Annotated in this window: 23 protein-coding genes; 7 read left to right on the plus strand and 16 right to left on the minus strand. The window is 46.5% G+C overall.

Annotated elements, in window-relative coordinates:
* Positions 1-2 precede the first annotated feature (2 nt).
* Genes BCF55_RS01520 through BCF55_RS01530 form a run of 3 tightly spaced genes read right to left on the minus strand, consistent with a single transcriptional unit; the run spans position 3 to position 4,261 of the window.
* Complete coding sequence (locus tag BCF55_RS01520; RefSeq protein ID WP_121009113.1) at positions 3-2,171, minus strand: BadF/BadG/BcrA/BcrD ATPase family protein; 2,169 nt, start codon at positions 2,169-2,171, stop codon at positions 3-5.
* A 10-nt stretch (positions 2,172-2,181) separates the two neighbouring features.
* Complete coding sequence (locus BCF55_RS01525; protein WP_121009115.1) at positions 2,182-3,684, minus strand: hypothetical protein; 1,503 nt, start codon at positions 3,682-3,684, stop codon at positions 2,182-2,184.
* Positions 3,662-4,261: a TetR/AcrR family transcriptional regulator gene (locus tag BCF55_RS01530; RefSeq protein WP_121009117.1), complete on the minus strand. Its 600-nt coding sequence runs from the start codon at positions 4,259-4,261 to the stop codon at positions 3,662-3,664. Before BCF55_RS01530 ends, BCF55_RS01525 begins: the two co-directional genes overlap by 23 nt.
* 106 nt (positions 4,262-4,367) lie before the next feature.
* Here BCF55_RS01530 and BCF55_RS01535 point away from each other — a divergent pair, with 106 nt between their 5' ends.
* The 3 genes from BCF55_RS01535 to BCF55_RS01545 all read left to right on the plus strand — a co-directional run bounded on the left by BCF55_RS01535 (position 4,368) and on the right by BCF55_RS01545 (position 8,605).
* Entirely contained in the window at positions 4,368-7,181 is a 2,814-nt protein-coding gene (locus BCF55_RS01535) for an AAA family ATPase (protein ID WP_121009118.1), read from the plus strand.
* A 104-nt stretch (positions 7,182-7,285) separates the two neighbouring features.
* Complete coding sequence (rlmB, locus tag BCF55_RS01540; protein ID WP_121009120.1) at positions 7,286-8,005, plus strand: 23S rRNA (guanosine(2251)-2'-O)-methyltransferase RlmB; 720 nt, start codon at positions 7,286-7,288, stop codon at positions 8,003-8,005.
* Positions 8,006-8,035: 30 nt separating this feature from the next.
* On the plus strand, positions 8,036-8,605 hold the full coding sequence (locus BCF55_RS01545; protein WP_245960370.1) for a 3'-5' exonuclease: 570 nt from the start codon (positions 8,036-8,038) through the stop codon (positions 8,603-8,605).
* On the opposite strand, the gene BCF55_RS01550 is transcribed toward BCF55_RS01545, so the two are convergent.
* A complete protein-coding gene (locus BCF55_RS01550) occupies positions 8,602-9,747 on the minus strand; it encodes a PilZ domain-containing protein (RefSeq protein WP_121009124.1) in 1,146 nt (381 codons plus the stop codon). The genes BCF55_RS01545 and BCF55_RS01550 overlap by 4 nt on opposite strands.
* Positions 9,748-9,759: 12 nt before the next feature.
* Here BCF55_RS01550 and BCF55_RS01555 point away from each other — a divergent pair, with 12 nt between their 5' ends.
* The gene (locus tag BCF55_RS01555; protein ID WP_170144722.1) at positions 9,760-10,404 is read left to right on the plus strand and encodes a Dph6-related ATP pyrophosphatase; all 645 of its coding nucleotides are present in this window, start codon (positions 9,760-9,762) and stop codon (positions 10,402-10,404) included.
* A complete protein-coding gene (locus BCF55_RS01560; protein ID WP_121009129.1) occupies positions 10,405-11,346 on the plus strand; it encodes an SDR family oxidoreductase in 942 nt (313 codons plus the stop codon).
* Here the strand turns inward: BCF55_RS01560 and yidC are convergent.
* The 11 genes from yidC to BCF55_RS01615 are packed head-to-tail and all read right to left on the minus strand — an operon-like array spanning position 11,333 to position 18,347.
* A complete protein-coding gene (gene yidC, locus BCF55_RS01565) occupies positions 11,333-12,865 on the minus strand; it encodes a membrane protein insertase YidC (RefSeq protein ID WP_170144723.1) in 1,533 nt (510 codons plus the stop codon). The two genes, BCF55_RS01560 and yidC, sit on opposite strands and share 14 nt — an antisense overlap.
* A complete protein-coding gene (gene yidD / locus BCF55_RS01570) occupies positions 12,865-13,071 on the minus strand; it encodes a membrane protein insertion efficiency factor YidD (protein ID WP_121009132.1) in 207 nt (68 codons plus the stop codon). Before yidD ends, yidC begins: the two co-directional genes overlap by 1 nt.
* Positions 13,072-13,212 (minus strand): 50S ribosomal protein L34, encoded by a 141-nt coding sequence (gene rpmH / locus BCF55_RS01575; protein ID WP_121009134.1) that lies wholly within the window; start codon positions 13,210-13,212, stop codon positions 13,072-13,074.
* Positions 13,213-13,249: 37 nt separating this feature from the next.
* Positions 13,250-13,594 (minus strand): ATP synthase F0 subunit C, encoded by a 345-nt coding sequence (gene atpE / locus BCF55_RS01580; RefSeq protein ID WP_121009136.1) that lies wholly within the window; start codon positions 13,592-13,594, stop codon positions 13,250-13,252.
* A 13-nt stretch (positions 13,595-13,607) separates the two neighbouring features.
* Positions 13,608-14,018: a universal stress protein gene (locus tag BCF55_RS01585; protein WP_121009138.1), complete on the minus strand. Its 411-nt coding sequence runs from the start codon at positions 14,016-14,018 to the stop codon at positions 13,608-13,610.
* A 1-nt stretch (position 14,019) separates the two neighbouring features.
* Positions 14,020-14,679 carry a F0F1 ATP synthase subunit A gene (atpB, locus tag BCF55_RS01590; protein ID WP_121009140.1) on the minus strand — a complete coding sequence of 220 codons (660 nt, stop codon included), beginning with the start codon at positions 14,677-14,679 and terminating at the stop codon, positions 14,020-14,022.
* A gap of 60 nt (positions 14,680-14,739) precedes the next feature.
* Positions 14,740-15,711, minus strand: a complete 972-nt coding sequence (locus BCF55_RS01595) for a KpsF/GutQ family sugar-phosphate isomerase (protein ID WP_121009142.1) — start codon at positions 15,709-15,711, stop codon at positions 14,740-14,742.
* On the minus strand, positions 15,708-16,238 hold the full coding sequence (ppa, locus tag BCF55_RS01600) for an inorganic diphosphatase (RefSeq protein ID WP_121009144.1): 531 nt from the start codon (positions 16,236-16,238) through the stop codon (positions 15,708-15,710). Before ppa ends, BCF55_RS01595 begins: the two co-directional genes overlap by 4 nt.
* Before the next feature lie 15 nt (positions 16,239-16,253).
* Positions 16,254-17,570 (minus strand): RIP metalloprotease RseP, encoded by a 1,317-nt coding sequence (gene rseP / locus BCF55_RS01605; protein ID WP_121009146.1) that lies wholly within the window; start codon positions 17,568-17,570, stop codon positions 16,254-16,256.
* Positions 17,570-17,974 carry a secondary thiamine-phosphate synthase enzyme YjbQ gene (locus tag BCF55_RS01610; protein WP_121013115.1) on the minus strand — a complete coding sequence of 135 codons (405 nt, stop codon included), beginning with the start codon at positions 17,972-17,974 and terminating at the stop codon, positions 17,570-17,572. Before BCF55_RS01610 ends, rseP begins: the two co-directional genes overlap by 1 nt.
* A 10-nt stretch (positions 17,975-17,984) precedes the next feature.
* Positions 17,985-18,347, minus strand: a complete 363-nt coding sequence (locus BCF55_RS01615) for a hypothetical protein (RefSeq protein WP_121009148.1) — start codon at positions 18,345-18,347, stop codon at positions 17,985-17,987.
* A 75-nt stretch (positions 18,348-18,422) separates the two neighbouring features.
* On the opposite strand from BCF55_RS01615, the gene hemE reads away from it, so the two are divergent.
* Complete coding sequence (hemE, locus tag BCF55_RS01620) at positions 18,423-19,436, plus strand: uroporphyrinogen decarboxylase (protein ID WP_121009150.1); 1,014 nt, start codon at positions 18,423-18,425, stop codon at positions 19,434-19,436.
* A 3-nt stretch (positions 19,437-19,439) separates the two neighbouring features.
* The gene (gene hisIE / locus BCF55_RS01625; protein WP_121009152.1) at positions 19,440-20,057 is read left to right on the plus strand and encodes a bifunctional phosphoribosyl-AMP cyclohydrolase/phosphoribosyl-ATP diphosphatase HisIE; all 618 of its coding nucleotides are present in this window, start codon (positions 19,440-19,442) and stop codon (positions 20,055-20,057) included.
* Between the two features lie 2 nt (positions 20,058-20,059).
* On the opposite strand, the gene BCF55_RS01630 is transcribed toward hisIE, so the two are convergent.
* A complete protein-coding gene (locus BCF55_RS01630) occupies positions 20,060-20,953 on the minus strand; it encodes a KaiC domain-containing protein (RefSeq protein ID WP_121009154.1) in 894 nt (297 codons plus the stop codon).
* Positions 20,954-20,994: the final 41 nt, after the last annotated feature.

Genomic DNA, 20,994 nt, shown 5'->3' on the forward strand with positions numbered 1-20,994 from the left:
TCTTATACCTCCACCCTCGTGTTGAAGGCTTCCTTATGAACGAACTGGGCTACGTTGGGGAATCTCCTCCTCACCTCTTCCATCTCCTCTTTTATAGCTTTCAGCTCGTTCTTGTCCTCAACAAGTCCCTTGGGGCAGGAATTGTTCACGATTATCCTCACCCAGCCCTCTGGAAGGGGAACCTTGGACCAGGGTCTCCCCTTTCCTCCGGGTAGCTTCACGTCTATGAAGGTCCTCCTGCACTCTATCGGACACCACCTGCAGACCGTATCCTCGGAGGTGGTGCTCTTATACTCCAGAGTCTCTATAGTCTCAAACCCTCTGAACCTCGTCCTTCCTGTCTTCTCCCAGTTTTCAAGGGCTATAAGAGCCGCACCTATCGCTCCCGCCTCACCCGAATAGGGATGGACTACCACCTCGGCGTCGGGAATCTTTGACTTCAGGAAGTCCACCTGAGCCTTTACCACCGCAAGGTTCCTGTGGGTTCCTCCCTGAAGGATAAACTTCCTCCCTATCTCCTTGAAGTTGGTTATGTTTCCGGCGTAAATCCAGACGTTCTGGGGCAGAACCCAGCACAGAGCCGCGAGAATCTCGTCGGCGTTCCATCCCTTCCTCTGCTGGTTCACTATATCGCTCTGGAGGAAAACTCCGCAACCCATGGTGAGCGTTGGCATGGCACGGGCTGAGAAGGCGCGCTCGGCTATCTCCTCAAGGGGTATTCCGAACCTCTCCGCTACACCCTGAAGGAAGGCACCGTTCCCCGAACTGCACTGGGAGTTAAGCCTAAAGTCCACGACCGCCCCGTTCCTGAGGATTATTATCTTTACATCCACTCCTCCCACGTCACATATGCAGTCCGCATCGGGGAAGAAGTGAAGTCCTGCGGCGGCGTGGGCGACGGTCTCCACTATCGGAGCGTCCGCACCTATTATGTCTTTGAGAAGGTCCTTACCGTATCCCGTTATCCCGACTCCCAAAACCTTCGCGTCCCCTATCCTCTCCTTTATCTCCCTGAAGAGGAACTTGGCGTCCTCTATGGGGTTACCCTTACTGAGGGTATAGACCGAGAAGAGAACCTCTTTATTTTTAGACAGACAGACCGCTTTCGCGGTGGTAGAACCAAAGTCGCAACCTATGACGACCTCTTCAATCTTACCTGTGTAAGGCTTTCTGTTCCTGTAGGCAAAAACCTGCGGCTCGTAAACCCTCCTGAACTCCTCAAGCTCCTCTTTCGTCTTCCAGAGTCCCTTCCTGCCCTCCTTCTCCTTCTGCTGGTGCTGTCCCTCCTCAACCCACCACCTTAGTCTATCCATTCCTTTATAGACTCCGTTTTCTTCGGGTTCACTCTGAGCGGTGAAAGCACATCCGAGGGCGGCGTAGTAGAGGGCGTTCTCGGGAACGATTATTAATTCTTGAGGTTCCTTCCCCTCCGGAAGGGGGACGTTCCTCTCCTCCCAGAGCCTCGTGAGGTGATGCCTCCACGCCTCCTGAAGACCCTTAAAGAAGAGGTTAGGTCCTCCTAAGAGTAGGACGTAGGGTCTGGGGGTGTTTCCCTTCGTGAGTATGGCAAGGTTCTGATATACGACCGCTTCAAATAGGCTCGCTATTATCTCCTCAACGGGGACACCCGCCTTAACGAGGGTGTTCACGTCCGCCTCGGCGAATATGCCGCACTTGGAGCTAACCTTGTGGAGCTGGTAGCCGAGATAACCCATCTGGGAAAGTTTCTCGGGAGGAATCCCCAACTTCCTCGCCGACTTCTCTATGAAGGCTCCCGTTCCTCCTGCGCAGGCGCTCTGCATGAAGACCTGTCTCGTTTTCCTGTCCCCCTCTCCGTGGAAGAATATGGTCTTCATATCCTCCCCGCCTATCTCCGAGACGAACCTCACTTCAGGGTGGAGCTTCTCAACGGCGGTAGCGACCGCCACCACCTCCTGAACGAAGCGGGCACCTAGCATCTCCCCTATGATCCCCGCTCCAGAGCCCGTTATGTAGACCCTGTCCCTTCCCGGAGTGAATCCGTGTTCCTTCTCTAACCTCTCTAAAAACTCAAGAACCTTCTCCGCCTGCTTCGTGTTATGCCTCTCGTAATTCTTATCTACTATCCTCCCTTCCTCATCTATGAGAACGTATTTACAGGTAGTTGAGCCAACGTCCAGTCCTAAAATCATCTTACCCCTCCTAAACCCTCCCCATCAGCTTTGCCACGTGCATAACGTAGTTGGCGGATGTCCCCGCATAGCCGTAGTGGGGAACTTTGTAGGTAGCCTTCCTCAGCTCAGGTCTCTCATCCTCGTAGTTCCTTATATCTTCTACACTCAACCCGGTTCTCTCCAAAGCCTCTTCAAATTCCCTCTGTGCGCGCTTCTTAGCTTCGGTGAGTATCATCTGGCATCTTGAGAGGGCGTGAACTTCAGCATCTCCCTTTATTTCAATGGGAGCGTAGAGAAGGTCCGGATACTTACCCAAGACTGCCTGCATGGCACCTATAGACATGGTGTTGGGCATGCACCCGTAGGGAGATAGCTCGCATATCATGTGGGCGTGTTTATTTAGATGGGCATACAGGGCTTTACCTATAAGCATGTACCCTTCACCACCCGCGAGAAAATGATGGAAGTAAGGTTTTGCTAAGCTTCTTAACTCTTCCTGAGGTGGAAGGGTGTTTGGTATGTTGTTCAGGGCTTTCCTCAGCCTGTTATAGGTGAAGTGGTACAGGTTGAGAAGAAGTTTTATAACAGCCTTCTTGAGCCAGAACTTTTCAACAAACTCCCTGCTTTCCTCCATTTTCCATAGGCTAAGGTATATGAGGTAATCCATCCACACCGCTATCGGAGGAGGTATCACCTCAGCACCTTCCTGCTCAAGCCATCTCTTTATGTTGTAGTTCCCGTCTCCCTCGTGAGTTTGGAGCCAGAACTCTCCTGTTATCTTAACCCTCGGTTTTACCCTAAGCCTATCAACCTCTACTTTGTCCCAGAGCTCCCTGACCTCCTTAAGGACCTTCACGAAGTAAGGTGTGGTAACGTGCCACAGGAGTGAGCCCCACTTCTTACCCCGCGAGGGTCTATTCTTTAGCCTATCGTAAATCAATTCTATGCTCTCTTTAAGAACCTTATCGGTTTCGCCAGGGATAACCTCGTAGGGACGTATCGCGTACTCCATATCTGTCATCAGGTCTCCGAGAAACATTGAGTAGACAAGACCAAAAGTAAGGGGCATGGTTATCTCCAGTCCACCTTCGTTCTGCTCCATCTGAAGCAGATCCAGCAGAAACATGCGGAAGTCTTTAAAATCCAGGTTCTCAAGCACCCTTTCGTAGGATTCGTGATACTGACCGAATCTGCAGGGTCCACAGGCGCCTATGGTTACGAATACGTAGCCCTCTTTTACACCTTCCCTACCCTCTCTTTCACTCTTCTCTTTAAGGAATCTTGCCAGATTTCCGGCTGTAAAGGTTGTTGGACAACAAGCCCCTGTATCTATCAGCTCTTTTCCTATATCAAGGTCAGCCCTCTTTATTTCAGGAAGCGGTTCTGCTTTGTATCCTGCATTTTCAAGGGCGCCCTGTATAAGCCTCTCATGCTTCCAGGTAAGTCCCCCGTAAACTATCTTTACTTTGCCCCTCTCTTCCCCCTTGAGGGGTCTGGGTCTGTATGCTCTATACTGCTGAATTACCTCCATGGCTCTCACCTCCCACTGGTTTCCAAACTCCCTTCATTCCCAGCTCAATTATCTCCTTTGCTACCCTGTACGTATCAGGGTTTTCCTCATCTAACAGACTGGATATTACCTCCTTCAAAGCTCCAAGTATGCCTCTTGCGATCAGATGTGTATCGCACTCCCTTATCAACCCCATCTCTATGCCGAGCCACAATGAGTTTTCTATGAGGCGCGTAACCTCCTCAAAGAAGTCGTTTATCACCCTGAAGAGATCAGGGTCGCTGTTTCTCTGCAGTACTATCCTTGCCAGCTCCCTCTCTTCAAGGGCAAACTCTATAACCCTTTCCACGTTTTCAATTACCTGCTCAACGGGGTCGTGGAAGGGGTCTATCACCCTTATCCTTTCCTTTAGCTCCTCCACCACTTCCTTGAGAAGCTCTTTGAAAATGTCTTCCTTACTCCTGAAGTAGAGGTAGAAGGTTCCCCTTGCAACACCTGCCTCATCTATTATGTGAGCTATCTGGGCATTATGATACCCCTTCCTTGAAAAGACCTTCTTTGCAGCCTCTATAAGCCTCCCTCTTGTGTGAACTGACATGTCAGTCTAATTTGAGATTATATACAGGATTTCACGGGTTTTATGATTTAGCTCAACCTGTGTCTAAAACATAGTTATAAAAGCATCTTTTGTTTACCATATTTTCATGAAGTTCTTTGAGAAGCTCGTCGGCAAGAGAGAGGAGAAGGTAAACTTCAAGGAAACCTATGAGTTTGGGGACCTTAAACTTTACCTTACGGAAAGCCTTGAGAGAGACCCAGATGCAAAGATAGAGGAGTATTGGATTGAGGCGATAGACTCCAGCGATGATGGGTATTGGACCTTAGTTGGGAGGAGGTATGGTGTTTTCCAGCTCTACGACTGGAGAGGAAAGCTCCACAGACTTCCCGCAAGACCCCCTTCCCAGTCCGTAACGGACATAGTGTTCAGTGGGAAGTACCTCGGTATAGTCGCCTCTCCATACCTTGCTATCTATTATCTCAACCAGCCAAAAGACCCTTCCTCCTGGAAGACCGTTAGGATATCTCAGGAAGGGTTAAGACCCACGGGTGGACTTGATATAAGGAACGGGACTTTGGCTTTTGGTGTGGTTGGGGAGAAGGTTTACACAATAGACCTTTCTGGAGACCTGTCTCAGGAAACCGTTGATTTTAAAAGCACATTTATATACAGAGATGCCGAAATAGGAGACCTGAAGGTCATAAAGATTCTGCCCAGTGCAAAGCTTGTCTTAGGAGGTACCCAGGGTACAGCCATATACAGCATAGGTGGAAACCTGCTCAAGAGGTTGGATTACGCCCCCTCAAGAGCGCTTGTAAACGTTGAGGATAAGCTGTACATTGCCGATAACTCCCAGAAAAAGATATTCATATACGACCCGAATCTTGACAACCTTGAAGCTGAAATACCCTTAGAACACCAAGTTTCTACAATGGATATTTCTCCCGATGGCAGGTATCTATTCTCAGCAGACCTGGAGGAGAACAGACTTGGTATTTACGACCTGTCATCAGGGGAGTTCCTTGACTTTATAGAAGGTTTCGGTTACAGCGTAGTGAAGGTTTCACCTGATGGTAGCCTGTACACGTCCAGATATGAAGATGCGGAAGATAAGAGACTGTACTACCTGGAGAAGTTTGAGACCAACCTCATAGACTTCATATATACGGAAGACAGACAGAGGCAGATAATCAAGAATGCGGAGAAACTGTACAAAGAACTTTTAAAGAAGATAAAGACTGTAGGTGAAGAATCAGAGCTTGCGAATATAAAGGAATTTATTGAGTTAGACCGTATAGACATACCCATAAAGAGGGTGAGGGAGCTTATAAACGATGCAAGAGATAAGCTGGTTAATAGGTCTTACGAGATTTTTGTAGAGAAGATAGAGAACAAGCTCAAGAATAACGATATAACCGGGGAAGACTACAAGGAGATAGAGAGCAGGATAGAGAAAGCTGAAGAGGATTGGAAGGAAAGGCTTGAGGAATTAAGGGAGAGGGTGAGAGAGCATTTCCAGAGAGAGCTTGAAAATTACTTTGATAAAGTGAGAAGGGCAATAGCAGGGACAAATACAACGGACATAAGGGAGCTTGAAGCTCTCCCTGAAGTTAAGGACACCCGTGCCTTTATCTCCAGGCTCCCCCGTGAGTTTTATAACCCAGCTTTGGAAAAACTCGTGAGGATACTTCAAGAAAAGCTAGTTGAGGACAGGCTTAAAACCTTTTCAATAGAGCTGCTGAAGGAGGAGGTCAGGTTCGGTAGGGAAACCTTCCCAAGATTTAGGGGACGGCCTGTAAGACTTAAGTGGAGGATAAAGGTAGAGGATAAACTTCTTCAGGAGGGGAAGGTATTTGGAAAACTTGTATTTGAAAGGGAAGATGGTATCTTGGCAGAACCCAAGAGGTACAACAATGTCCTTGCCCAGGAGGAGTTAAAGCATTTCCCCTCGTGGGTAAACAGATATCTTAGACACCTGAATGGACTCTGCTCCATAGAAAAACCCAGGGTTCCCGAATTTGTCTCTTACGAGGAGACCCCCTGGTTTGTCCAGAACCTTGAGAGGTTCACGTCCCTTGTGAAGGAACAACTTGATTTTAATGAAGGCATACTCATACTTGAGGGCGATGCCGGCGTTGGTAAGAACTTCCTGGTTGAGGTCTTTTCCGCCCTCACTAACAGACCTCTCTTCATTGTTCCCTGCAACTCCAAAATGGAGAAAGAGGACATAACCTTTGTCTACGAGTTTGACCCCAAGAGGGGAACGAAGAGGGTTTACTCTGACCTGGTAAAAGCTTTACAGACCCCAGGAGCTGTCATATACCTTGACGAGATTAACACCCTTCCTCCATCTCTCGTAAAGATATTCAACCCCCTCTTTGACTACAGAAGATACCTTGTCCTATCTTATGGGGAGGTCATAAAGGCGAGACCAGATGTGATCCTTATCGGTGGAATGAACCCCCAGAACTATTTGGGTGTATCGGAGCTACCTCAGGATATAAAGACGAGGGCTGACGTTATGTACGTTGATTATCCACCCTTCCAGGATGAGAGGGGTTTTTACTATCCTGATGAGGCTATGATTCTGAAGGACTACCTGAAACATGTAGCGTCTTTGAACAAGGAAGAGTTCACCTATCTATGGTATTTGGTGGTAAACGACGTAAAAACTACAAAGGGTGAAGAGCTGAGAACTCCAGAGCGGGAGCGTGAGATAAATCTCCTCTTTGAGCTTCTCAAAATAGCCAACGAGATAAGGAAAGCCTACAGAGCTTATCAGACCCAACAATCTGAGGAACCGGTGGAGTTTGTGTTTTCTATAAGGGATACCATAAGGTGTGCCAGAAGACTGGAGAAGTTTTCAGATGCAAAGACTACAGTTATAGAGACTATAATACCCAAGATAAGCTCCCCCCTTGAGAAGGAGATAGTTAAGAGCATAATTGAGAGGGTGTAGTTAGAGTAACTTACCCTGTTTCTTCCCTGTTATAAAGTAGGAGCATAAACCTCTATAGCTCTCAGGAGGGTTTCGTTCATGTGGTTGTATTATATATCTAAAGCATGTCCGAGTTTGTAATCTGGGGAAGAAACCCGATAATAGAAGCCCTCCGGGCTGGGAGGGAAGTTGAGAAGATATACGTTGCCCACGACTCCCATCCGCCAAGGGAACTTATGAAGCTTGCTAAGGAAAGGGGAATAAAGCTCCAGAAGGTTTCACGCCAGAAGGTTGAGGAGCTTGCCGGGACAAAGAAAACCCAGGGTGTTATCGCCCTTCTTAGCCCTGTATCCTACGTGAACCCTCGGGAGTTGTTTTCTGAAACCTTTAAAAGAAGTTCCTTCTTCGTGGTTATAGACCACATAACGGACCCTCAAAACGTAGGAAACCTGTTAAGGACCTGTGAGGTTCTTGGCGGAGTTGGTGCTCTCCTATCAAAGGAAAAAACCACACCTGTAAATCAGACCGTAATAAAAGCTTCCTCGGGAGCCGTCTTTCACCTTAAACTCTCAAAGGTTTCAAGCTTGCATAGGGCTTTGAGGGAATTCAAAGATATGGGCGGCTGGGTTTTCTCCATAGAAAAGGGGGGCAAAGATATAAGGGACCTCCAGATAGTTCTCCCCTGCGCACTCGTTTTAGGCTCAGAAGACAAAGGGGTTTCAAAAAGCGTTCTTGATATCTCAGACGAGGTACTCACCATACCTATGAGGGGCAGGACGACCTCTCTGAACGTGGGAGCGGCAGGGGCTATAGCGATGTGGGAGGCTGTCAGGAGGGTGATTTAAGACTATCATATACCTATGAGGGAACACCTTTTGGACAGTACCTTTGTTGTTATAGACCTTGAAACCACAGGGTTTGATGTTAAACACGCCGAGGTTATAGATATAGGTGCTGTCAGGGTGGAAGGGGGAATTATAACGGATACCTTCTCAAGCCTGATAGACCCAGGATTCTTCATACCTGAAAGGATAAAGGAGCTTACCGGTATAACAAACGCGATGGTTGTTGGAAGTCCAAAGATGAGAGACGTACTTCCAGAATTTATGGAATTTGTTGGTGACGGCATTGTAGTTGGGCACCATGTTACTCAAGACATAAAATTCATAGACAAGTACACCCGCCTTTACATGAAGGAGAGGTTCAAAAGACCTTATATATGCACCCTTGAGTTATCAAGGAAACTCCTTACCTCACTACCAAAGCATTCTCTGAAGGACGTTGCAGACTACTTTGGTATTGACTACTCCCGCCTACACAGGGCTCTGGACGACGCTGTAATTACCGCTCACGTGTTTATGGAGCTTTTAAATCTCCTCTGGAGCAATTACGGAATAGGAGATTACTTCTCCATAAAGAAGTTGGCAAAGACAGGCAGGTTTTAAGATAGGTATTCTTTAACGTACTCGTTTATATCTCTGACTATCTCCTTCTGCCTGCAGGTTATGTAAACCGAGAGTTTCGTTTCCTCCTGAGGGGTGGTATTTAAACGGAAAACCACAGAGCTACCCTTTGGAGGGGTTCTTATAGCCCTCACTATTCCTTCTGTGTTCACCTCCATATACTGCTTGTTCCTGCAGTCTTCAAGTTTAAAGCTCAGTTTCAGAGCCTCGCCCTCTTCAAAGGGGAGTTCCCTCTTGGGAATGAACACATTTACGTGGTCTATGGATATATCAAGTATGTACCCGAGAAGGTCAATACCTTTTTCGCTGTTTATTGATACTTCAACTATATCCTTAGGTTTCACCCTTACAGAGCTTCTCTTTTCCTCTTTGCCCTCGGCTCTCTTGAATCTCCACAACTTTACCCTTTTACTCTCAGGTTCTATAACCTTTACCTCACCGTATATACCTTCTCCGAACTCCGGGTGTTTTAATAGGGTGAATCTATCTATAGCTATAACACCGAGTTGTGTCAGTCCAACTTCCAATAGGACTCCATCCTCTTTAACATCCATTATGGGAACAAAACTTCTTATATGAAGCCCCTTATATATGTTGAAAAGCTCAACACTCTCACCTTTCTTCTTAAGGTCTTTGAATTTCTCAAGTAGTTTCTTGTTCTCTTCACCCTCAGGTTCTACGTTGCTGAAATCAACAGCCTTTTCCCTGTGAGATATAAGACTCCTTACCAGAGAGCTTATATCCTCATAGTCCTCTATTATCTTCTTGGAGCAGCCTTCCAGGACCTCATCTATCCTTGCCACGATGCCTCTAACGGCATCTAAAGAGCTTTCTTTGTGGAAACACTGGATTGAAAAATCCCCTACCAGCAGCAGGAACGCTTTCGTGGAAATGAACTTCAGGTCAACGCCCCTTGCTTTCATCTTCTCTATAAACTCCACACAGCTGGAGAGGTCCATGTCCTTAGAGAAAAATGTTTGGTGGTACAGGTTTACAAAGAAGCTTTTTAGCTCCTCCTGCGGAACATCCACCTTCAGGGCTGAGCAAACCTTTAGGGCTGTGAAGACAAACTTCTTCTCGTAATTCCTCAGATAGGCTTCCCAACGGGAGATAAAATCTTCCATACTTTTAATATCGTGGCGAGCGGTTTATCTTTCATCCTTTGGAGTGGAGGTAAAGACAGTTACCTCTCCTATAGGAAGGCTATCTCAAGAGGGTTGGTGGTAAAGTACGCCCTTTCCTATGTTGAAGAAAGAAGTAGACGTTTGATAGGCTGTTATCTGCGAGAATCCGTAATAAGAGAGCAGGTAAAGAGGCTTGGGCTGGAATTCATACCAGTCTATGGAAGTAAGAGGAAAGGGGACTTCGGCAAGAAGCTCCTTGAAATCCTCAGCAGGATAAGCCCTGTTAGCGGGGTCTTTGGAGATATATACCAGTTGGAGCACAGGATGTTTATTGAAAGAATCTGCTCGGAGCTAGGTATAAGGGCTGTTTTTCCCTTGTGGTACATGGATGAGGAACTGCTTCTAAGGGAGGTTCTGGAACTCTCAAAGCCTTTTGTAGTGTGCAGAAGGGTCAGGAAACTACCCACAAAGTTTCTCGGTGTGTACCTTGGAGCTGAACTCCTGGAGTTCCTCCATTCAAGAGGCTACTCAAAGAGCGGGGAAAATGGAGAGTATCAGACCTTTGTAATGGAGTGTAAGGACTTTAAGCTTGATTTAAGCTTTGGTAAGAGATTTCGCAGGTCTTATTATGAATGTATAGATATGGAGGTAAAGTGAATGAGAGTATTTGTAACAGGGGGAACGGGTTTCGTAGGTAGGTATGTGGTCAGGTATCTGATGGAGAGAGGGCATAAGGTTGTCCTGGGTGTAAGGAGTCCAGAAAAGGCAAGGGCTCTCTTCGGTGATAAGGCTGAAGTGTACAGCGTTGACTTCTCCGATAAAGCTTCTCTGAGAGAAGTCCTGAGCCTTTCAAAGATAGAGGCAGTGGTTCATCTTATAGGGATACTTTTTGAAAACAAGAGAAGGGGTTTAACCTTTGAAAAGGTGCATTACCTTTACTCCTTAAACCTTTACCAGACCATGAAAGAGCTTGGCATAGAGAGAGCCGTTCATATGAGTGCTTTGGGAACTCATGATGAAGCACCCTCTCGTTACCACCAGACTAAGAGGTGGGCTGAAAAGCACCTCATGGAGAGCGGGATTAGATACACAATCTTTAGACCGTCTTTGATACTTGGACCTGAACAGAAGCTCTTTTATGACATGGACAGCATAACCAGAGTGATCCCCATAGTTGCGTTGCCTGGGGGAGGCAACTACAGATTCCAACCAGTTGATGTGAGAGATGTAGCACAGTGTTTCGTTGCTTCCCTTGAGAAGCCGGAAACGGAAAACAGTATATACGAACTGTGTGGAACGAAGCAGGTTAGCTTTAGGGAACTTCTACAAGATATATTCTCCCGCTGGAACAGAAGGGTTCTTATGGTTCCACTGCCCAAGTTTTTGATGTACTATATGGGAAAGGTTGTTGAGCTCTTCGTTCAGCCACCGCCCTTTTCCTCAGACCAGATACTCATGATGTGGAAAGACAACGTGTGTGGAATTCTGGGAGATGCCCAGTCAGATGGGGTCCAGAAGGTGCTTGAAAAGGAACCGGTGCCCTATGAGGAATCCCTATCCTGGGCTCTTGAGGAGTATAAAAAAATTATCTCTTCTTGAGAATCACGTTCTTTATTAGGTAGTTCTGTCCTATGTTCAGTATGTTGTTTACGGTCCAGTAAAGGACAAGTCCGGAGGGGAAGTTGGCAAACAGAAAGGTGAAGGCAACAGCTGATATGTACATTATCAGGTTTTGTTTTGGGTCAGGATTGGGAGTGAACTTCTGCTGTAGTATCATCGTGAGTCCCATAATCACAGGTAGTATATAGAAGGGGTCTTTGTCTGCAAGGGAGTGTATCCACAGCATTCCCGAAAGCTTAAGGTCAACGGTGATTATGAGGACCTTGTAAAGGGCAAAAAATACAGGTATCTGGACAAGTATAGGTAAACAGCCACTCATAGGGTTGAACCCTATTTCTGAGTAGAGTTTCATCATCTCCTGTTGCATCTTTACAGGGTCATCCTTGTATTTCTTCTTTATTTTTTCAAGCTGAGGAGCAGCCTCTTGAAGTTTCATCATAGAGGTTGTGCTCTTGTAGTTTAATGGGAAGAAGACAAGCCTCAGAAGGAAAGTGAGTATAACAATGGACAACACCCAGCTTCCTGTGTGTTCGTATACCCAGTACATAAAGATGAAAAGAGGTTTAACGGCAACCTTGAGCATCCCCCAGTCCAGCAGGTCTGATAGTTCCAGCTCCCTAAGACGGGAGTAATACTTTGCTCCCATATAGAGTGTTAGAGGTTCGTCGTATCCAACGTATGTGAAGGTTATCTCCTTTTCCTTCTCCTCACCCTCAGGTTTGTAGCTCACCTTGTTTATCACAACGTGGCTTATCTTTCCCTTGAAACCCTTAAAGAAGTATCTGCTCTCCTCACCTGCAAACTCAATATTTCCCTCTATAAACTCTCTTGCCTTTATGTCATCCTTGTCAATCCTGAGGACCTCACCACCAAGTTTTAAAACCGGACCCTCATGGGTGTAAAAGGAAGCCTCAAAGGGATGGGTGCCCACAAGGACATAGACCTTCCTATTCAGGTTGCTTTTGACTGTAAGCTTTACGTAAAAGTCTTTGAATTCAAGCTCCTTTGTTAGCTCCTTTCCCCCTTTTTTGAAGGTGAGTATGAGTTTATCCTCTCTTTTTTCTATTTTGTATTCTCCGAAGTTAAGGTCGTAGTCAATATCAGGGTTTCCAGTATAAACCTCAAGGGGGTACACATTGAGCTTCTTCTCAGCTTCAGTTATCAGGTCAAAACCGAACTGCTTGTCCACAAAGCTTACAATTCTCCCTCCTTCGGGAGAAACCTCTATGCTGAAACTTCCTACATCGTATTTTAGTGTCTTTACAGGTTTCTTCTTCTCCCTGGTTGTTCCAAGCATAAGCTGTGGTGCGGAGGCTTTTTCTTCGGGCTCAGTTTTCTTAACCTCCTTTGCTGTTTGCTCTTGTTGAGGTGGAGGCGTTTGTTGAGGGGCGGGTCTTAGGAAGTAAGAGGAGAAAAGTTCATAGCCTAAAAGGAAAAAGGCTATAAGGGTCATGGCTATAAAGATTCTCTTAGGGTCTGGACCCTGCTGTTGCGGCATCAAGGTATATCCACACCTCCTTTAGACCAGGGATTGCACCTTAAAATCCTCCAAAAAGCTTTAAGCGAGCCTTTCAAAGCTCCATGTTTTTCTATAGCAAGGGCTGCGTACTCTGAACAGGTAGGGTGGTATTTACAGCTTGGCGGATAGAGGGGAGACACAAAGAGCTGCCAAAACCTAAGCAGTTTTATCAAAAACCAACTCATCTAAGGTGCCAGCCTCTTTCTCCCCTTTTGCCTTCTCCTCTTGATTACCTTCCTGCCAGCCCTGCTCTTCATCCTGGCGAGGAAACCACTTTTCCTCTTTTTCTTTCTGTTGGAGATGTGCGGCTTTAAAGCCTCAGGCATAGGTTAAACCTCCTCTCTTAGAAGGAAGGCGGAGCCTTCAGAAGCCCGCCTTTCCGGTAAATATACCTGTAAATACGAATACTATAGAGAAAAGTAGAGCGTAAAGAGCAAGAGTTTCAATAAATGCCAAGCCTATGAACATTATGGTTTGGAGCCTTCCACCGACGTTGGGGTTCCTGGCTATGCCTTCCTGAGTTCCCCTGACGGCGTGCCCCATTCCTATACCAGTTCCCAGCGCTGCCAGACCTATGGCTAAACCTGCTGCGAGAGCGAGAAGTCCGTAAAAGAGTGCTCTGTCTGAAGAACCACCTGCAGCTCCTTCTGCGGCAAAGGTGAGTGCCGGTGTAAGGGCAGTTAAAATTGCGAGCGCCTTGCCTTTCATTGCTTACCTCCTTTTACTTTATTATCACAGATGGAATATCTAACTCATCAATAATTCTACACATTAACGGAGTTGGCTGACAGCCCCATAGGACCATATCGGGCTTCTTGTCTTTCACAAACTTTGGCACTTCCTCCTGTAAGTCACCCGCAACACTCTCTATGATAATCTTTGCTTCCTCACTACCTTTTACGTGTTTCCAGGTGTGGGTTACTTTATTCCTTACTCTTTCCTTCGCGTTCTTAACCGTGTCTGGGGGTAGAGGTACTCCAAGGGAGACACTTGCCTTCTCAAGTCTATATAAGTCTTCAAGGACGACAAAAACGCTCACTTCGGCAGAAAATAACTCTTCATACCTCGCAAGCATATCAAGAGCCTTTTTACACTCTGGTGCCCCATCTGTAAGAATTAATACTATTCTCATATCAGTGCTCCTCGTGGGCTACAGCTCCTGCCAAATAAACTACGGAAAGAATCATAAAGACATAGGTCTGTATAAATATGGCCAAGAACTTTATCGCTACTATAAATACCAAGGCTACCGGAGATACAGCCATCGTAAGGGGATTCTTAATGGCTATACCAACCAGGGCTAAGAGGAGTATAGCACCACCTTTCATGTTTGCGAACAACCTCAAGGACAGGGTTATAGGTCTTGCTATGTGGGATATTATCTCCACTACAACGAAAAAAGGTGCTAAAAACTTTATGGGTCCAAGAAAGTGTTTGAAGTAAGCCAGACCGTTAACCCTTATACCTTCAAAGTTATAAAATAGAAACACTGTCAGAGCCATAGCCAGGTTCGTATTCATATTTCCCGTTGGCGCATCAAGTCCGGGCACCATTCCCAAAAGGTTTGAGAAGAAGATAAATAATCCCATAGCGGCTATGAGCGGTGTGTACCTTAGCCCTTCATCCCCTATGTTGTCTTTCAGCATCCCCCTTACGAATCTTAGATAGCCCTCAAGGAGAGCCTGATACTTTGTCGGCTTTATGGAGGGCTTACCACCCAGAAGTATGAGGGTTAGGGATATTCCCATTGCAACGAGACCAAGTATCACGTGATTCAGGCTTACCCCTTCCATTCCTTCAGCTCCTTTCTTTTCGGCTGGAAAATTATATCATAACAGCCTTCTGATTATGGGCTAAAGGTTTATCTCGGCTCTGAGTATGTCATGGAGATGGATTATCCCCTCCGGCTTTCCCTCGCCGTTGACAACTATGAGTACTGTTATCTTGTGTTCTTCCATTCTTCTCAACGCTTCCAGAGCCATCTCCTCCGCCCTTGTAGTTTTTGGATTCGGAGTCATGACATCTCTTGCAAGGCTTGAGTTTAAGTCTCCCCCTCGCTTTACGAACCTTCTTAGGTCACCATCGGTTATTATCCCTGTAAGCCTTCCCGAACTGTCAACTACCGCTGTTGCTCCAAAACCCTTTGAAGTTATCTCAAGGACAACCTCCTTCATAGGGGTATCCTCCCTGACAACGGGGAGTTCCTCCCCTGTGTGGTAAAGGTCTCTTACAAGTCTCAGTTTCCTTCCTAATGTCCCGCCGGGATGTCTGAGGGCAAAATCCCTTTCAGTAAACCCCTTGAGTTCAAGTAGGGTCATCGCAAGGGCATCTCCGAGGACCAGGGTAGCTGTGGATGATGTGGTGGGTGCAAGCTGGAGTGGACAGGCTTCCTTATCCACGTTAAGGTACAGGTGAACATCACTGTACTTGGCTAAGGTTGAATCTCTGCGGTTTGTTATAGCTATAAGGGGGTTGCCAAGCATCTTTATGTAAGGTAAAAGCTGGACGACCTCTGCGGATTCCCCACTGTTGGATATGGCGATAACAACATCTCCTTTGTCTATAACACCGAGGTCTCCGTGAAGAGCTTCGGAAGGGTGGAGGAAGTGGGCTGGCGTCCCAGTACTTGCAAGGGTTGAAGCTATCTTCCGTGCCACATGCCCTGACTTGCCTATACCTGTAACGATAACCTTGCCTTTACAGTTCAGTATAAGTTCAACAGCCCTAACAAAGTTTTCGTCCAGACCTGTTTTTAATCTCTCTAAACCCTCTATCTCCTCTTTTATTACCCTCTTTGCCCTGCTCAGTACATCTTCTGGGTTCATTTCTTCGCCTTATAGTTATCTATACCTTTCTTGATCTCTTCTATGGCGCTCTGGATTCCCTTGAAACTTTCCACCTTAACCCACTTGCCGGGTTCAAGCTCCTTATAGTGTTCAAAGAAGTGTTTTATCTTGTCTCGGAGAACCTGAGGAAGGTCATCAACGGTCTTCACGTTTTCGTACGTCGGGTCAAGCTTTGAGTGGGGTACGGCTATAAGCTTGGTGTCCACACCTTCCTCGTCCCGCATCTCAAGCATACCTACAGGTCTGCACCTTATAACTGAGCCAGGGACAACAGGCTCCCTTGATATTACCAAGACATCAACCGGGTCCCCATCGTCTGCAAGGGTCTGGGGAATGAAACCGTAGTTAAAGGGATAGTACATGGCGGTGAAGAGAAACCTGTCAACGAAGACTGCACCCGTCTCCTTATCCACCTCGTACTTTATACCGCTTCCCTGGGGTATCTCAACGACCACGTATATGTCCTCGGGAGGGTTTTTGCCTGCAGGGATATCCTTCAGTCCCATCTCTTCACACCTCCTTCATCTCATAATCAAACGTAGTATATCGTTTATAACAACGAATGCCATAAGAGATATTATCAAAGCAAATCCTACCTTCTGCCAATACTCCTTGAACTTTTCTGGCAGGGGCTTTCTCCTCAACGTTTCTATGAGGAACAGGAGTATCAACCCTCCGTCTAAGACCGGAAGGGGTAGGAGGTTGAATATCCCCAACTGTAGGGATATGAAAGCCATTGACGATAGGTAGGGGATTATTCCGCTTTCGGCAGCCTGCCCTGCAAACTGGGCTATAGCTATGGGACCCCCAAGGGTCTTTACAGATATAGCTCCGGTAACGAGACCTCCAAGAACTTTGAAGGTTAACACTACAAGCTCTTTGGTTCTTGTAATAGCCAGACTGAGGGATTCACCTAAAGGGTGAGCTTCCTTTAAACTCTCCATATGGGGAGCTATCCCCAAAACGGGTTGCTTTGTCTGGGGATGCATAGCAGGTATAACCTCTTTAGTTAGTATCTTTCCGTCCCTTTCCACCGTGAGTTTTATTGAGTTTCCGTTGCTTTCTCTTATGAGCTTAACAGCCTGATACCAGCTATTTACAGGTATACCGTTAACCTTTAAGATTCTGTCCCCCTCCTTTAGTCCTATCTGCTTGGCAGGAGAAGGTCCTATCCCCGGTAGTTCATCAAACACCCTGCCTATCACCGGTGGAATGTGTGGGTTTATACCAAGACTCTCCTGTCCAGTTTCAATCTCTGGCGCCTTTGCCGTTAGGGTAAGAGTTTTACCGTCTCTCTCAACTACAATTATTAGCTCTTCTTTCTTCCCAAGGGCGTTCTCTACTATGGCTCTCCTTATGTCCTCCCACTTTTCAATCTTTACACTTCCTATCTGGATTATCTTGTCTCCCTGTTTTATACCCGAACTTTGCGCCCATGAGTTCTCCTCAACGTAACCTACCAGTGCCGGCTCTTTCATGTACTTAGGTACGTCAACCCCAACCCAGAATACAACCGTGAACAGGGCTATAGTAAGTATTATGTTGAAGAAGGGACCTCCAAAGGCTATGAGTATCTTCTGCCAGTTGGGTTTTGCGGAGAATGCCCTTTTATCTTCAACCTTTTCCTCTTCACCGTAGAGCTTTACATAACCACCAAGAGGTATAACCGCTATCTGATAAAGGGTTTCTCCAAACCTTTTGGCAAGTATAGGTGGTCCGAAACCAACGGAGAAGACTTCAACTTTAACACCGAACAGCTTAGCCATCAGAAAGTGGCCAAGCTCATGAAACCATATAAGGAATCCAACTAAGACTAAAAAGGCAAGTAAGGTTTCCATTACTCCTCCTTGATTATTTTGAGAACAACCTTTCTCTCACGGGGACCGTCAAATTCTGCAAGGAATATAGCCTCCCATGTACCCAGCGTCAAGCCTCCATCAATTATTGGTATCACCCTTGAATTGCCTATTATCGCACTCCTTATGTGAGCAGCCGAGTTTCCCTCACCGTGTTCATAGTTGGGGTCGTTCCATGGGACTATCCTTTCTAACATGTAGACCATGTCTTTGACCACGTCAGGGTCTGCCCCTTCGTTTATGAGGACGCAGGCTGTTGTGTGGGGAACGTAAACTATACATATACCTTCCCTTACCCCTGAACGCTTCACCGCATCTTTGACCTGCTGGGTTATGTTAACTATGCTGGTATGTTTGGTTGTCCTAACTTTGAATACTTCCGTCATGGAGAGTATTTTAACCTTCTCCCCCAAAATCCTGAAGTCTTTTGCGTATAAACTCCCAGCTCCATGCCTTCTGCTGCGTTAAGGGAAGCTGTTTACCTATGTGTTCCTCATACCCTTCAACCCACACGTATTCTCCATCGGTAAGCAGCTTAAAGTTGTTGGTTCTGCTTGCCCACGTCCAGTAATTGTGGGGTGTTATTCCCATTCCCTTTTTGAAGGTTTCAAGTTCATGGGGGAGAAGGGGTCTTGCCACCTTCTCCTCTTCCTGAGCAACCTCCTGAACCGTCTCCTGTACTTCTTTATCTTCCTTTTGGGAAACCTCTTTCTTCTCCTCTTCTCTCTTTCCAAAGAGTCTTCTTAACTTGTTTAACACGTCTTTATTGTAAGGTTAAACACCACTGCCCGAAAAGGATTTAGCTCATACTTCCAGCGGTTATAATCTTCTTTCATGAAGAACGACCTCCTTTTGAGGGCTATAAGGAAGGAGCCTATAGAGCGTTTTCCTGTTTGGCTGATGCGTCAGGCGGGCAGGTACATGAGAGAGTACAGAGACCTCAGAGCCCGCGAGGAGAACTTCCTAAGCTTCTGCAAGAATGTTGAGCTTGCAGTAAAGGTTTCCCTTTTACCTCTGGAACTCCTCGGAGTTGATGCGATAATAATCTTCTCGGATATACTCGTGCCCTTAGAGTCAATAGGTGTGAAGGTTGATTTTGTTGAGGGGGAGGGTCCAAGGTTAGAGTGGAGCGGGAAGGTCTCAGAGCTTAAAAGGTACAACCCAGAGGATAACGCCTTCGTTTATGAGATTATCAGGAATGTCAAAGAGGCTCAGGATGAGGTTCCCGTTATAGGCTTTGCAGGAGCACCCTTTACCCTTGCAAGTTATGTGATAGAGGGAAGCTCAAGCAGAGATTTCAGAAAAACCAAACTCTTTATGTGGGAGAGGGAGTATGACTTCAAGAAGCTTATGGAGATTCTCAGCGAGACCCTGTACAGGTATATACTAAAGCAGATAGAAGCCGGAGCGGACGTTGTTCAACTATTTGATAGCTGGACGAATTACTTGAGCAGGAACGATTATGAGGAGTATGTATTTCCCTACGTGCGGGAGCTGATAAACAGGATAAAGTCTAAGACGGATACACCACTTATTTACTTTTTTAAGGGCTCATCCTCTTTTATAGACCTTGCGAAGCAGACCCAAGCTGATGTTCTCTCCGTTGACTGGAGTGTTGACCTGTCCTTAGAAGCGGTCAGGAATGATAAAGTTTTGCAGGGCAACCTTGAGCCGAGCGTCCTTTACGCAAAGGAAGAGACCATAAAATTTAAGACTCTTGAACTTCTGAACGGAATCCCCCGTAAGACTGGATACATATTTAACCTTGGACATGGGCTCGCTCCCGATATGGAGTTTGATAAGGTTAAGTTCCTTGTTGATACTGTTAAAGGTTTTAGAATTAATTGAGGTATGCTTAAGCTCAACTTTAACGAGGAAGGTCTTATACCCGTGATAGCCCAGGACTACAGAACCGGAGAGGTACGTATGCTTGCCTGGGCAAACGAGGAGGCGGTCAGGAAAACCCTTGAAACAGGCTACGCCCATTACTATTCAAGGAGCAGAAAGGAGTTGTGGAAGAAGGGTGAGAGTTCCGGGGAGCTCCAAAGGGTATTGGAAATAAGGGTTGATTGTGATGAGGATGCTCTTATATACATAGTAGAGCAGGAAAAGAACAGGGCGTGCCACACCGGTGAAAGGAACTGCTTTTTTAGGAACATTCAAGGTGAAAGGATAGAAAAACCCCTCCCCTTTGAGGCGCTTCCAAGGTTGCAGGAGATTATCCAGAGGCGCCTTGAGGAGAAGCCCGAAGGTTCATACACGGTTAAGCTAGCCAGCGAAGGACTGGACAAAGTCATTCAAAAATTTGGTGAAGAGGCTGTGGAAACTCTGATAGCCCTGAAAAACCGTGAGAAAGGGGAGATACTTTATGAGACGGCGGATATGCTTTACATGCTCTCCTTGGCTCTTACCCTCAACGATATAGATGTGAAGGAAGTAATGGAAGAGCTTATAAAAAGGATGAAGTGACTCTAACCAACCTTTATGGGCTCTCCAATCCTAACGAGACCAGTCTCGGTTATCTCTAAGAAATGGGTTTTTGTATCGTGTCCGCAGAGTCTGCACCCGTCTATCCTGAAAAGCCTTACTATATCGCCTATCGGTCTCTTGTAGAGGGATTCTTGTGCCCTTGTCATTATCAGCTCCTTAGCGAGGACCATAGTGCAGTCAACTATGTGGCTAACAGCGTATCCTCCGGCAGCCTCTGCAGAAAGCTCTTCATGTCCGCTCCTCTTTTGGGAGACAAATAAAGCCGTTTGATACCACTTCTTCATGAAGTTGAATAGCTGCCTAACCACAGTTCTTGCAAGCATCTCCTTGGCTTCGTATAAGCCCGTGACCGAATCTATAACCGTGTGTCTGACTTTGTAGTTCTTTATCGCAAAGGCAAGGGTTGCAAGCAGGTTGGGTATGTTGTCTCTCAAGCTCGTGTGGCTGGCAGCGTCTATCAGAATTATCCTGTCCTGGATGCTATCAAAATCAATGCCCATGGCGGTAGCTCTCTCTTTAAGTCCCATGGTTACAAAGGGAGCGGGACTCTCAACGGTTATGAAGGCAACGACGTCTCCCCTCTCTGCTTGTTTCACTGTGTATTGTTCAGCCATAAGAGACTTTCCTGTGTCTGATACCCCTGTCAAGTTTACTACGGCGTACTCAGGTATCCCTCCGAGGGGCTTCTTTACCACCTTGCCCTTTTCAAGTTCCGTGTGAAAGAAGAGCTCATCAAGCCCCTCTATTCCCGTTGGGATACCTCTGAGCCTGGGAGCCTTCTTTATGGCTTCTCCCGCCACCCATATACCTTCTTCAATAACTCTCGGCTTTTCGTACTCCTCCTCTTTACGAAAACCTTTTTCTTCCTTGTCCATTTTCCCCTCCAACAGGATAAACTATATCATTAAATGTAATT

The organism is Hydrogenivirga caldilitoris (assembly GCF_003664005.1).
GTDB lineage: Bacteria > Aquificota > Aquificia > Aquificales > Aquificaceae > Hydrogenivirga > Hydrogenivirga caldilitoris.